Annotated in this window: 9 protein-coding genes; 3 read left to right on the top strand and 6 right to left on the bottom strand. The window is 71.6% G+C overall.

Features of this window, described 5'->3' with window-relative positions; all coding sequences use genetic code 11:
- Positions 1 to 68: 68 nt before the first annotated feature.
- From B4K29_RS15330 to leuC, 3 genes are all read right to left on the bottom strand, one after another.
- The gene (locus B4K29_RS15330) at positions 69 to 653 is read right to left on the bottom strand and encodes an HU family DNA-binding protein (protein WP_286968038.1); all 585 of its coding nucleotides are present in this window, start codon (positions 651 to 653) and stop codon (positions 69 to 71) included.
- Positions 654 to 1114: 461 nt separating this feature from the next.
- On the bottom strand, positions 1115 to 1705 hold the full coding sequence (leuD, locus tag B4K29_RS15325) for a 3-isopropylmalate dehydratase small subunit (RefSeq protein ID WP_019287956.1): 591 nt from the start codon (positions 1703 to 1705) through the stop codon (positions 1115 to 1117).
- A gap of 10 nt (positions 1706 to 1715) precedes the next feature.
- Positions 1716 to 3134, bottom strand: a complete 1419-nt coding sequence (gene leuC / locus B4K29_RS15320; protein WP_286956461.1) for a 3-isopropylmalate dehydratase large subunit — start codon at positions 3132 to 3134, stop codon at positions 1716 to 1718.
- Between the two features lie 140 nt (positions 3135 to 3274).
- On the opposite strand from leuC, the gene B4K29_RS15315 reads away from it, so the two are divergent.
- The 3 genes from B4K29_RS15315 to B4K29_RS15305 all read left to right on the top strand — a co-directional run bounded on the left by B4K29_RS15315 (position 3275) and on the right by B4K29_RS15305 (position 7399).
- The gene (locus B4K29_RS15315) at positions 3275 to 3997 is read left to right on the top strand and encodes an IclR family transcriptional regulator (RefSeq protein ID WP_019287958.1); all 723 of its coding nucleotides are present in this window, start codon (positions 3275 to 3277) and stop codon (positions 3995 to 3997) included.
- Between the two features lie 241 nt (positions 3998 to 4238).
- Entirely contained in the window at positions 4239 to 5942 is a 1704-nt protein-coding gene (locus tag B4K29_RS15310; protein WP_239262754.1) for an AMP-binding protein, read from the top strand.
- A gap of 17 nt (positions 5943 to 5959) precedes the next feature.
- A complete protein-coding gene (locus B4K29_RS15305) occupies positions 5960 to 7399 on the top strand; it encodes an FAD-dependent oxidoreductase (RefSeq protein WP_239262757.1) in 1440 nt (479 codons plus the stop codon).
- 250 nt (positions 7400 to 7649) lie between these two features.
- On the opposite strand, the gene B4K29_RS15300 is transcribed toward B4K29_RS15305, so the two are convergent.
- The 3 genes from B4K29_RS15300 to B4K29_RS15290 form a co-directional block, all read right to left on the bottom strand.
- Positions 7650 to 10082, bottom strand: a complete 2433-nt coding sequence (locus B4K29_RS15300; RefSeq protein ID WP_286959698.1) for a GH92 family glycosyl hydrolase — start codon at positions 10080 to 10082, stop codon at positions 7650 to 7652.
- Between the two features lie 166 nt (positions 10083 to 10248).
- On the bottom strand, positions 10249 to 11220 hold the full coding sequence (locus B4K29_RS15295; RefSeq protein ID WP_286956450.1) for a bile acid:sodium symporter family protein: 972 nt from the start codon (positions 11218 to 11220) through the stop codon (positions 10249 to 10251).
- A gap of 177 nt (positions 11221 to 11397) precedes the next feature.
- Entirely contained in the window at positions 11398 to 13011 is a 1614-nt protein-coding gene (locus tag B4K29_RS15290; protein WP_286956448.1) for a PTS ascorbate transporter subunit IIC, read from the bottom strand.
- Positions 13012 to 13014 lie beyond the last annotated feature (3 nt).

Raw genomic sequence — 13014 nt, 5'->3', positions numbered from 1 at the left:
CGACGCACGACGAGGGGGCGCCACCGATCGTGGCGCCCCCTCGTCGGGCTGTGCGGTGCCGGAGGTCGCTACTTCTTCGGGGCGGCCTTCTTGGCGGCGGAGCGGGCCGCGGGGCGCGGGGTGGCGACCTTGGCGGCGGAGGTCTTCTTGGCCGTGCCCTTGGCAGCCGTGCTGGTGACCTTCTTGGCAGTCGTGCTGGCGGCCTTCTTGGCCGTCGTGCCCTTGCTCGTCGTGCCCGCGCTGGCGCGCTTGGCGGGTGCCGCCTTGGTGGTGGCCTTCTTCGCGGTGGCCTTCGTGGCCGGGGCGGCGGTCGTGGTGGCGCCGAGCGCCGAGGCGGAGTTGGCGCGAGCGCCGGCGACGCCGGCCTTCGGCAGCTTCTTGGGGTCGGAGACGACGTCCTTGAACTGCGTGCCCGGACGGAACTTCGGGACGTTGGTCTTCTTGATGCGCACGGACTCACCGGTGCGCGGGTTGCGTCCCGTGCGGGCCGCACGTGCGGCGCGCTCGAAGGTGCCGAAGCCGGTGATCCCGACCTTGCCGCCCTTGGCCACCTCACGGATGACGACGTCGACGAGGGCCTCGACCGCGTCGGACGCGGCCTTGCGGCTACCCAGACGGTCCTCGAGGGCGTCGAGCAGATCTGCCTTGTTCACGATTCCTCCACGAATCCCGGTGCACGCCCGGTGGTTACCGGTCGTCGCAGGTCAGCTCGCCGCAACAGCCCTGCACGGCAACGGCGTTCGACCTGGCATCGACGGTAGGGGCAACCGGACGCGGCGTCCACGGTTTGTCAAACTTGGCGTCGTTGCAGGGCAACGACATTGACCCCAGCAGACCGGCCTGCGCCGACGGCCGGGTGAGGGCAGGACCTCCGGTCACCGGCCTTCCCGACGGGGTCGACCCGCTGACCCGGTCAGCGTGGAAGTTGTTGATCGACAAACGACTTCGCGGTATACCGAGGTGGCGACGCGCACCTCGACGTCCCCGATCCGAGACCCCGAGGAGCGCTGCCGGGGGCACGTCGACACTGTCGTGGACGCGCCTCCCGACCCTCGAAATCCGTTGTCCGCCACCGGGCGTGGCGTTACGCCGTCCGGGTGAGCGGTCCCGTCGGCTAGACCGTCGTGCGGGGCTTGTAGGCCGGCCGGTCTGCCTCGTAGGCCTCGATCGCGTCCTCGTGCCGCAGCGTCAGGCCGATGTCGTCGAGCCCCTCCAGCAGCCGCCAGCGCGTGTAGTCGTCGACCTCGAACGGCGCGACGATGTCGCCGCAGGTGATGGTCTTGTCCCGCAGGTCGACCGTGATCTCGGTGCCGGGGTCGTTGTCCAGCGCCTTCCACAGCAGGTCGACGTCGCCCTGGGACACGACGGCCGTGAGCAGCCCCGCCTTGCCGGAGTTGCCGCGGAAGATGTCGGCGAATCGGCTCGAGATCACCACGCGGAAGCCGTAGTTCATCAGCGCCCAGACCGCGTGCTCGCGCGACGAGCCGGTGCCGAAGTCGGGTCCGGCGACCAGGACCGAGCCCTCGGCATACGGCGCCTGGTTGAGGACGAAGGTGGGGTCGCTGCGCCAGGCCGCGAAGAGGCCGTCCTCGAAGCCCGACCGGGTGACCCGCTTGAGGTACTCCGCCGGGATGATCTGGTCGGTGTCGACGTTGCTGCGTCGCAACGGGACTCCGACCCCGGTGTGCGTGGTGAAGGCATCCATGGCGGGCTCCTCAGTGGCTGGCCGGCTCGCGGGCCGGCTCCAGGTCGGCGGGGCTGGACAGGGTGCCGCGGACGGCGGTGGCGGCGGCGACGGCCGGCGAGACCAGGTGCGTGCGACCGCCCTTGCCCTGGCGCCCCTCGAAGTTGCGGTTGGAGGTGGAGGCGCTGCGCTCCCCCGGGGCCAGCTTGTCGGGGTTCATCGCCAGGCACATCGAGCAGCCGGGCAGGCGCCACTCGGCCCCGGCCGCGGTGAACACCGCGTCCAGGCCCTCGGCCTCGGCCTGCAGCTGCACCCGGGCCGAGCCGGGCACCACGAGCATGCGCACGGACTCGGCGACCTGACGGCCGGCCAGGACCCCGGCGACCTCGCGCAGGTCCTCGATCCGGCCGTTGGTGCAGGACCCGACGAAGACCGTGTCGACCGCGATCTCCTTGAGCGGCTGCCCCGCTCGCAGACCCATGTACTCCAGCGCGCGCTGGGCGTTGGCCTTGTCGTTGTCGTCACCGAGCTGCTCGGGGTCGGGGACGGACGCCGACAGCGGCAGGCCCTGACCGGGGTTGGTGCCCCAGGTGACGAACGGCGACAGCTGGGTCGCGTCGATCGTGACCTCGTGGTCGAAGGTCGCGTCGTCGTCGGTGCGCAGCGAGGTCCACGCCTCGACGGCGGCGTCCCAGTCGGCGCCCTGCGGCGCGTGCGGCTTGTCCTTGAGGAAGTCGAAGGTCACCTCGTCGGGGGCGATCATGCCGGCGCGCGCGCCCGCCTCGATCGACATGTTGCAGATGGTCATCCGCGCCTCCATCGACAGGCTGCGGATGGCGGAGCCGCGGTACTCCAGCACGTAGCCCTGACCGCCACCGGTGCCGATCTCCGCGATGACGGCGAGGATCACGTCCTTGGCCGTGACGCCGTCGGGCAGCTCGCCCTCGATGTTGATCGCCATGGTCCGGAAGGGCTTGAGGGGCAGCGTCTGGGTGGCCAGGACGTGCTCGACCTCGGAGGTGCCGATGCCGAAGGCCAGCGCCCCGAAGGCGCCGTGCGTCGAGGTGTGCGAGTCGCCGCACACGACCGTCATCCCGGGCTGGGTCAGGCCGAGCTGCGGGCCCACGACGTGGACGATCCCCTGCTCGGCGTCGCCCATGGGATAGAGGCGGATGCCGAACTCCTCGCAGTTGCGGCGTAGAGTGTTGACCTGGGTCAGGCTCACCGGATCGGTGATCGGGCCCGGTGTGGTGGGGACGTTGTGGTCCTCGGTCGCGAGCGTCAGCTCCGGGCGGCGCACCGCGCGCCCCTCGAGCCGCAGCCCGTCGAAGGCCTGCGGGCTGGTCACCTCGTGCAGCAGGTGCAGGTCGATGTAGAGCAGGTCGGGCTCGCCGTCAGCACGGCGGACGACGTGGGCGTCCCACACTTTCTCGGCAAGGGTGCCGCTCATGAGATTCCTCCGGCTTTGCTGGCTGTGACGGCGCGAATGGGCTTGCGTGGACGGGCTGACCGCCCCTCTCCCTGGCAGGCTGTCTCATCTCGACCCGCTCCGGATTTGCGTCTCAGGCTGCGAGACGGCAGTATCACCCTATGGACAACTCTTCTGGAGTCGGCGTTCTGGACAAGGCCGCCGTCGTGCTCGGAGCGCTGGAGGCCGGACCGGCCACGCTGGCCCAGCTGGTCGCCGCCACCGGCCTGGCCCGCCCCACCGCCCACCGTCTCGCGGTCGCCCTCGAGCACCACCGCCTCGTCGCCCGCGACATGCAGGGCCGCTTCGTCCTCGGCCCCCGCCTCGCAGAGCTGTCCAGCGCCGCCGGCGAGGACCGCCTCCTCGCCGCCGCCGGCCCGGTCCTCGGGGCGCTGCGCGACCACACCTCCGAGAGCGCCCAGCTCTTCCGCCGTCAGGGCGAGCACCGCATCTGCGTCGCCGCCGCCGAGCGCCCGATGGGCCTGCGCGACTCCATCCCCGTCGGCGCCTCCCTATCCATGCTCGCCGGGTCCGCCGCGCAGGTCCTGCTCGCGTGGGAGGAGCCCGACCGGCTGCACCGCGGCCTGCAGGGCGCCAAGTTCACCGCCACCACCCTGTCGGGCGTCCGCCGCCGTGGCTGGGCCCAGAGCGTCAGCGAGCGCGAGCTCGGCGTCGCCTCGGTCTCCGCGCCCGTCCGGGGCCCCTCGGGGCGCGTCGTTGCGGCCGTCTCCATCTCGGGGGCCATCGAGCGCATCTCGCGCCAGCCCGGCCGCCTGCACGCCGCCACGGTCGTCGCCGGCGCCAACAAGCTCACCGAGATCCTGCGCCGCACCTCCTCCGTCTGACCTCCCTCAGGTAAGCACGTCCGCCCGGGTCAGCCCGCCGGGCGGACGTGACGACCTGAGGTAGGCACGTCCGCCTGGGTTCGCACGCCATGTCGCCGTGACGACCTCGGGTCGGTCCATGACGCGAGCCGCCCGGCGGGTCACGGCGACCGCTCAACGATTCGGCGGCCCCACCTCGCGCTCTCCCGTCCTACGTTGGTCGCAGGCTTCCGCCATACATCCGACTCGACGAGGAGAGACGATGACCGCTGCGACCGAGACCTTCCGCGAGGCCCGGGACCTGCTCCTGGACCTGCGCACCGACTACGCCGCCGCCAAGGAGCGTTTCACCTGGCCGCAGATCGACGAGTTCAACTGGGCGCTCGACTGGTTCGACCAGATCGCCGAGGGCAACGACAAGCCCTGCCTGTGGATCGTCGAGCAGGACGGGTCGGAGGCCAAGGTCTCGTTCGCGCAGATGTCACGTCGCTCGGCGCAGGTCGCGAGCTGGCTGCGGGACCAGGGCGTCCGGCGCGGCGAGCGCGTGATCATCATGCTCGGCAACCAGGTCGAGCTGTGGGAGTCGATGCTCGCCTGCATCAAGCTCGGCGCCGTCATCATCCCCACGACCACCCTCCTCGGTCCCGCGGACGTCCGCGACCGGATCGAGCGTGGCGGCGCGCAGCACGCGATCGCCCGCTCGCAGGACGTGGGGACCTTCGACGGGGTCTCCGGCGACTACACCCGCATCGCCGTGGGCGAGCCGGTCGACGGTTGGTCGTCGTATGCCGACTCCGCCGCGTCCCCCGACACGTACACGCCGGAGGTGCCGACCCGCGGCGACGAGTCGATGCTGCTCTACTTCACGTCGGGGACGACCTCCAAGCCCAAGCTGGTGGAGCACACGCAGGCGTCCTACCCCATCGGGCACCTCACGACGATGTACTGGGTCGGCCTGGAGCCCGGCGACATCCACCTCAACATCTCCTCGCCGGGGTGGGCCAAGCACGCCTGGTCCAACGTCTTCGCCCCCTGGAACGCCGAGGCGTGCGTGTTCATCTACAACTACACGCGGTTCGACCCCGCGGCGCTCATGCACCACATGGACCGGTGCGGCGTGACCAGCTTCTGCGCCCCGCCGACCGTGTGGCGCATGCTGATCCAGTCCGACCTGGGTGGTCTGCAGAACCCTCCCACCAAGGTGGTCGGGGCTGGCGAGCCGCTCAACCCCGAGGTCATCGAGCAGGTCGAGAAGGGCTGGGGCGCAACGGTTCGCGACGGCTTCGGCCAGACCGAGACGACGCTCGCCGTGTCCAACTCCCCCGGCCAGCCGGTCAAGCCCGGCGCCATGGGACGGCCCTCCCCCGGCTACGTCGTGCGGCTCGTCGACCCCGCGACCGGCGAGGTCGGCGTGCAGGAGGGCGAGATCTGCCTCGACCTGGCTCACCGCCCCCTCGGCCTGATGGTGGGCTACAACGGCGACCCGGACAAGATCGCCGAGGTCATGCGGGACGGCTACTACCACACGGGTGACGTGGCGAGCATCGACGAGGACGGCTACCTGACCTACGTCGGCCGCGCGGACGACGTCTTCAAGGCCTCTGACTACCGCATCTCGCCGTTCGAGCTCGAGTCCGTCCTGCTGGAGCACGACTTCGTGGCCGAGGCGGCCGTCGTGCCGTCGCCGGACCCGTTGCGTCTCGCGGTGCCCAAGGCCGTCGTGGTCCTCACCCCGGGCGTCGAGCCGACCGCCGACACCGCGCGGGAGATCTTCCGGCACTCCCGCGAGAACCTCGCGCCCTACAAGCGGATCCGGCGCCTGTCCTTCTCGGAGCTGCCCAAGACGATCTCCGGCAAGATCCGCCGCGTCGAGCTGCGGCAGGCCGAGGACGCGGGCTACGCCACCGCCGACGCGCGTCCGACCGGGGATTTCCACGAGGACGACTTCCCCGAGCTGCGCGGCTGAGCGTGGACCCTGACCGTATGACGAACGCGCACCGCGTCCGACGGGTCGCCGTGGTCGGCGCCGGACCCGCCGGGCTCTTCGCCGCCCAGGCGCTGGCCGGTCAGGACGAGCTGCCGGTCCACGTGGACCTGCTCGACCGGATGCCGACGCCCTTCGGCCTGCTGCGCTACGGCGTCGCCCCGGACCACGAGAGCATCCGCTCGGTGGCGACGGCGCTCGCCCGCACCCTCGACCTGGAGGCCGTCACCTTCTGGGGGCTCGTGGAGGTGGGTCGTGACGTGTCCCGGGCCGAGCTGCTCGAGGCCTACGACGCGGTGATCTACGCGGTCGGGGCGAGCGAGGACGTGCGCCTCGGCATACCCGGGGAGGACCTGAGCGGCAGCCGCTCCGCGCGCGAGTTCGTCGCCTGGTATGGCGGGCACCCCGACGCGCGACCTCAACCGCTCGACGGGGTGCGGGCGGTCGCGACGGTCGGCGTCGGCAACGTCGCCGTCGACCTGGCCCGGATCCTGCTCAAGGAGGCCCGTTCGCTCAGGGTGACCGACATGGCCGAACCCGTCCTGGAGGAGCTCGCCCGCAGCGAGGTGCGCGACGTGTGGATCGTCGGGCGGCGGGGTCCCCAGCACGCGAGCTACACGACCAAGGAGCTGCGCGAGCTGGTCGCCACCCCGGGGATCGACGTGACCGTCTCCGAGGGGGCGTTCGACGGGCTGGACGAGGCGGCGCTCGACCGGCGCACGCGCGCCAACGTCCAGCTGCTGCGTGGTCTGCCCACCGAGGGCGACGGCGCCCCCGCATCGGACGGGGGCCGGCGACGGCTGCACTTCGCGTTCTACGCCCGGCCGGTGGAGATGACCGAGCGTGACGGGCGGGTGGACGGTCTGACGGTCGAGCGCACCCGGCTGCTTCCCGACGGATCGGTCGAGGGGACGGGCTCGCTCGAGACCCTCGACGTGCAGCTCGTGCTGCGCGCGGTGGGCTACCGCGGGAGCCCGCTGGCCGACGTGCCGTTCGACCGGACGCGCGCGATCATCCCCAACGTCGAGGGCCGCGTCGTCGACGAGGCGGGCGTGAGGCAGCCGCGGGAGTACTGCACGGGCTGGGTCAAGCGCGGACCGATCGGCGTCATCGGCACCAACAAGTCCGACGCCGCGCAGACCGTGGCGCACGTGCTCGCCGACCTGCAGGCAGCCGAGGACGCTCCACGGGACCCGCAGGGTGGGCGGGTCGAGGAGCCTGGCGCCGTCGCGGACCCTGGGACCGGCGAGGGTCATCGACCCGGCGCGTCTCGAGACGGTGTCGGCCCTGTCCTCCGCGCCCGCGGCCACCACCCGAGCACCCTGGCCGACTGGCGCGCCATCGACGCGGCGGAGATCGAGCTCGGCCGCGGCGAGGGTCGCGAGCGCGTCAAGGTGTCGACCTGGGACGAGCTCCTCCGCCTCGTCACGGACCACTGACAGACGGGCCCCTGGCCCTCGCCCTTCCCCACCCCCTCGCAGGCCGGCCACCCCCTCGCAGGCCGGCCACCCCCTCGCAGGCTGGCCACGCTTCGCAGGATCGTGAGTGTTTCGTCCAACATTCTTGGACCAAGCACTCACGATCCCGGGTGGGGGCGCTGGCGGTCGATCGCGCATCGGGGCCGCGCATGACGGCGCCCCGCCGCCCGAGCTCAGCCGGACAGGAGGCGGGGCGCTGCGTCATACGGCCTCAGCGGTCGACCGGGCGATCGCCCGGCATCGTGGCCCACCGGGTGTTGGGGGTGCGGCGCAGGTCGATCCGCACGACGCCGCCGTCGTTGACGACCCCCTCGGTCAGCCAGGACCGGGTCCACGGCCTGCCGTTGACGCGCACCCGGTCGATGTAGACGTGGTCGGGGGAGGCCGCCGGCGCGTCGATCCGGATCGTCGCCCCGCCGTCGCGCCGGATCCAGGCCCGGGGGAAGACCGGGCTCGACAGGAGCATCTCCGCACGGGCGGGGTTCTGGGGATAGATCCCCAGCGCCGCGAAGACGTACCACGAGGACATGGTCCCCAGGTCGTCGTTGCCCGGCAGCCCCTTGGGTCCGGTCGTGTAGGCCAGACGCTCCATCGCCCGCACGGCCTCCTGCGTCTTCCACGGAGCACCGAGCGCGTTGTAGAGCCAGGGGGTGTGGATGCCCGGCTCGTTGGTCGCGTCGTAGCGGAGCGGGTCACCGCCCGTCACCCACGACCCGTCGGGCTTGCGGAAGAAGGCGTCCAGTCGGCTGATGGCCCTGGCGTCGCCACCCATGGCCCGCGACAGGCCGGAGACGTCGTGCGGCACCATCCAGGTGTAGGTCGCCGAGCTGCCCTGTGCGAAGCCCTTGTCGGAGGCGGGCGTGAAGGGCTGCACCCACGAGCCGTCCGCGTTGCGCGCCTGCTGGTAGCCGCCGTCGGGCGTCGCCACGGGGTTGAAGGTGTTCTTCCAGCTGGACGCCCGGCGGCGCATGGCGTCGGCCTCCGACGTACGGCCGAGACGTGCAGCCCAGTCCGCCAGGGCGTAGTCCGCCACCGAGTCCTCCAGGGTCTCGGCGGCGCCGCCCCAGCTGTGGCCACCGTCCTGCGGCACGTAGCCGAGCGCCAGGTACTGCGCCAGGTCCGGGCGGATGCCGGCGCACTGGCCCGGGCACCCGTAGGTCGACAGGCCGTCCGCGTGCGGCACGGTCGCCTGGCGGTAGAGGGACGCGAACGCCGCCCGGGTCTCGAAGTTGCGGACCCCGAGGGAGTAGAAGCCCGCCAGCGTCGGCGCGCTCGGGTCCCCCGTCATGACGTGGGTCCAGGCCGTCAGGTGCACCCACCGGTCCCAGACCCCGCCGTGGTGCCGGCTGTTGTTGAGCAGCGACTGGGCGAAGTCGCCGGCGAGCCGGGGCTCGAGGAGCGCGAGCAGCTGCGTGTGGGCGCGGTACTCGTCCCAGCCGGAGAAGTTGCCGAGCTGGGCGCGTTGGCCGGGAGACAGCCGGTGGACGCGCTGGTCGGCCCCCCAGTAGGTCCCGGCCACGTCGTTGACCACGTTGGGCTCGAGGAAGGCGTGGTAGAGCGCGGTGTAGAGCTTGGTGCGGGACTCCGTGCTCCCCCCGGCGACCTGCACCCGGGTCAGCTGCTCGTCCCACTGCTGGTCGGCCGCCCTGGCCACGCTGGCGACCGTGTCGCGCGGCGCGACCTCGGCGGCGAGGTTGGCCCTGGCCGCGCCGAGGCTGGTGTAGGAGATGCCGACCTTCATGCCGACCGTGGTGCCCGGTGCGAACGAGACCCAGCCGCCCGAGCCCTTCCCGGCGCGAGCCGCCCCGGTCTCGTAGCCCTCACCTCCGATGGCTCTCCTCGTCCCGGGACGGATCCGGTCGTTCACCCACGTACCCGTCCCGGTGAAGGCCCGGTCGAAGCTCGCCACGAAGTGCAGGCGGTAGTAGCTGCGCTTGTTGCTGCCGTTGCCCGTCGCGCGGCGACCGCAGAAGGCGCCCGTGAGGACCGACCCGGTCACGGTGCGGGTGGCCGGGTCGATGGAGATCTCGGCCGACTCGCTCCCGTTGAGCGAGTTCGAGGTCCGGAACAACAGGTTGGCGGGCTTGCCCGCAGGGAAGCCCAGCGACGTGACGGCGGCCCGGGTGGTGGCGGCCGCGTCGATGCGGACGCCGTTGTCCAGGGCCAGGGTGTAGCGACCGGGCACCGCGCGCTCGCCCGCGTGAGAGAAGGTGCTGGCGTAGACCTCGTCCTTGGTGTCCGCCGAGGGCGAGATCCCCATCGCGGCCGGGTGGGGAAAGATCGGGACGTCACCCATGGCGCCCGGGTGACAGCCGGCGCCGTTGACGTGCGTCAGCGAGAAGCCGCGCAGCTTGGTGGTGTCATGGCTGTAGCCGTTGGAGGCAGCGGTGCTGGTCTGGTCGCCCGCGGTGCTGGTGGGGCTCCACGACAGCATGCCGAAGGGTCGGACAGCGCCGGGATAGGTGTTGCCACCGTTGCTCGTGCCGACGAGGGGGTCGACGTAGCGCGACAGGTCCTTGGCGACCTGGGGCCGCGAGACCAGCGGCGTGGCCGGATCGACCGGAGCGCCTGCTGCGGAGGTGGCCGACGACGTGACGGCGAGGACGAGCGTGCTGGCAGCAGCGAGGGGGACGAGTCTGCGCACGGGGGCTCCTGGGGCTCGAGAAGGGTGGTGCCGCAAGCAGATTCTGCATCCAGGGCGACCCGGTGTCGCGCCCGTGAACACCGGCCGCCATCCAGGCCAAGACTTGGCTCACCGCCGTGCCCTCCCGTCGCCCCTGCCTACCCGTCTCCCCTACCCGCACTGGTGGTCAATCGCGGATCGGGCGGCGCCGGAAGTACGCCGCGAGCATGGCTCCGGAGAGGTTGTGCCAGATCGAGAACACGGCGCCCGGCAGGGCGGCCGTCGGCGAGAAGTACTGCGACGCAAGGCCGGCGGCCAGACCGGAGTTCTGCATCCCGACCTCGATGGCGACGGTGCGCCGGGCCCGCTCACGCTGTCCGGTGAGGGCGGCAAGGCCATAGCCCACCAGGTAGCCGAGACCGTTGTGCAGGACGACGGCGAGCAGGACGATCCCGCCGGCAGCGACGACCTTGGACGCCGAGCCCGAGACGACGGCGGCCACGACCAGCGAGATGGCGACGACGGACACCCAGGGCAGGGCGGGAAGCACCCGCTCGACGACCCGGCCGAGGAAGGTGCGCACCAGCAGGCCCAGCACGACGGGGACGAGCACGATCCACAGGATGCTGGAGGCCATGCTGCGCGCGTCGACGGGGAGGTAGGTCCCCGCGAGCCACAGCGTCAGCAGCGGGGTGAGGATCGGGGCCAGCAGGGTCGACACCGAGGTCATCGCCACCGACAGCGCGGTGTCCGCCTTGGCGAGATAGCTCACCACGTTGGAGGCGGTGCCGCCGGGCGCGCAACCCACGAGGATGACGCCGGCTGCCAGCTCCGGGGACAGCCCCAGCGCCTTGGCCACCGCCCAGCCGAGCAGGGGCATCACGAGGTACTGGGCGACGACACCGATGAGGACGGGAAGCGGCCGGCGGGCCACGAGCGCGAAGTCCTGCCCGCGCAGGCTGAGCCCCATCCCGAACATGATGATCCCTAGCAGCGTGTTGACGTGGGGCAGAAGGGGTTTCGCCGACGACGGGGCCAGATAGCCGAACGATGCGGCCGCCAGGATCAGGATCGGGAAGAGGGTGACGGCCATCCGGGCCGAGCGGTCCTCGGCTGCGGTGGACGGGTCGCGCTGCTCGGTGGGCGCGGGGCTGGACATGGGGACCTCCTAGGACGGACCACACACTGTGACCCGCCGTTCCACATCTCGGGACGATCGTCTCGTCATACGTGCGCTTGAAACGCGTCGTCCTCCCCAAAGATCGTGAGTGTTTGGTCCAAGGATGTTGGACCGAACACTCACGATCTCGGGGGAACGAAGGGCGTAGGGCCCGGGTCAGGGGCGTGACGCATCCTCGAGCGGGGGCGGAGGCGTGGGAGCGCCTTCCGGCGGTGCGATGCGCGGGTAGCGAGGCGCCCCACCGGATCCGTGCGTGGACATCGCCGCGCTGCTGGGTCCTGCTGTCCCGGAGCCTGAGCCGACCCCAGCACCCGTGACGGTGGCCGGGGCAGCCCGACCGGCGGCCGGTGCCGGGTCCCACCTCCGGTCGACCACGCGCTTCTGCACGAGGATGGCCGCCGAGAGCAGCGCCAGGCCGATGAGCGACAGGATCACCGTGCCGGCCACCACGCCTGCGCGGGCGCCGTAGCCGATCAGGATGCCGAACCAGCCGAAGTCGGCGTCGCCGAAGGTGGTGTTCTCCGAGCCGAAGGAGCCGAGCACCTTGAGCAGCAGGGCGGGGAGGAAGGTCACCAGCAGGCCGTTGACCAGGCCGCCGGCCACCGCGCCCCGGCGACCGCCCGTGGCGTTGCCGTAGACACCCGCCGCGCCACCCGTGAAGAAGTGGGGCACGAGCCCCGGCAGGATGAGGGCGAGCCCGAACATCGGACCGAAGACGACGCCGAGCAGGAGCAGGCCGATCAGGCCACCGAGGAAGCTGGACAGGAAGCCGATGAGCACGGCGTTCTGGGCGTAGGGGAACACGATGGGGGCGTCCAGCGCCGGGATCGCCCCGGGCACGACCTTGGCCGCGATGCCCTGGAAGGCGGGCACGAGCTCACCGAGGATCGTGCGGACGCCGAAGAGGATGACCGCGACCGCGATCCCGAACTGCAGACCCTGGGTGACCGCCTGCATCACGTAGTTGCCCACGTTGGTCGCGCCGCCCTCGAACGCCGTGAAGGCGGTCGTCGCCCCTGCGCGCACGAGGTAGAGGACGGCGACGACGACATACATCAGCACCATGGACAGCGCCGTCGCCACCATCGAGTCCCGCAGGAAGCGTAGGGACTCGGGGACCTTGAGGTCCTCGGTAGAACGGCTGGTCCCCCGCGGGTCGACGAGGCGTCCGACGGTGCCCGCGGCGACGTAGCCCGCGGTTCCGAAGTGCCCGATCGCGATGGAGTCGTCGCCGGTGATCTTGCGGGTCCACGGTTGGGAGAGCGCGGGCAGCGACACCATGAGGATCCCCAGGAGGATCGCCCCCAGGACGACCACCACGACCGGGGGCATGCCTGCTGAGGCCATGACGATCGTGATCAGCGTCGCCATGAAGAGCAGGTGGTGCCCGGTGAGGAAGACGTAGCGCAGCGGCGTGAAGCGGGCGAGCAGGATCGCGACGACAAAGCCGAGGATCATGAGCCACGACACCTGCGCGCCGTACCGCGCCTGCGCGATGCCGGCGATGGCCTCGTTGGTGGGGACGACACCCTGCGCGCCGAGCGCGCCCTGGATCATCTTGCCCAGGGGGGTGAGCGAGGCCGCCACGAGACCGGCGCCGGCACCGATCAGGAGGAAGCCGAGGACGGCCTTGAGCGCGCCTCCCGCCACCTGGCCGGCGCTGCGCCGCATGGCGATCAGGCCGATGGCGGTGATGATGCCGATGAGGTAGGCCGGGACGCTCAGGATCTCGTTGACGAGGAACTGGGCGATGGCCAGCAGGACGTCCATGGG

It is taken from the genome of Arsenicicoccus sp. UBA6765 (assembly GCF_002453335.1).
Lineage (GTDB): Bacteria > Actinomycetota > Actinomycetes > Actinomycetales > Dermatophilaceae > Arsenicicoccus > Arsenicicoccus bolidensis.
This window is presented reverse-complemented; position numbering and strand designations above follow the sequence as displayed.

Bases quoted from the DNA above. Each gene is read 5' to 3' on its own strand.
- B4K29_RS15315 (WP_019287958.1), top strand. From the start codon at position 3,275: ATGGACAACTCTTCTGGAGTCGGCGTTCTGGACAAGGCCGCCGTCGTG.
- B4K29_RS15310 (WP_239262754.1), top strand. From the start codon at position 4,239: ATGACCGCTGCGACCGAGACCTTCCGCGAGGCCCGGGACCTGCTCCTG.
- B4K29_RS15295 (WP_286956450.1), bottom strand. From the start codon at position 11,220: ATGTCCAGCCCCGCGCCCACCGAGCAGCGCGACCCGTCCACCGCAGCC.
- B4K29_RS15305 (WP_239262757.1), top strand. From the start codon at position 5,960: ATGACGAACGCGCACCGCGTCCGACGGGTCGCCGTGGTCGGCGCCGGA.
- leuD (WP_019287956.1), bottom strand. From the start codon at position 1,705: ATGGATGCCTTCACCACGCACACCGGGGTCGGAGTCCCGTTGCGACGC.
- leuC (WP_286956461.1), bottom strand. From the start codon at position 3,134: ATGAGCGGCACCCTTGCCGAGAAAGTGTGGGACGCCCACGTCGTCCGC.
- B4K29_RS15290 (WP_286956448.1), bottom strand. From the start codon at position 13,011: ATGGACGTCCTGCTGGCCATCGCCCAGTTCCTCGTCAACGAGATCCTG.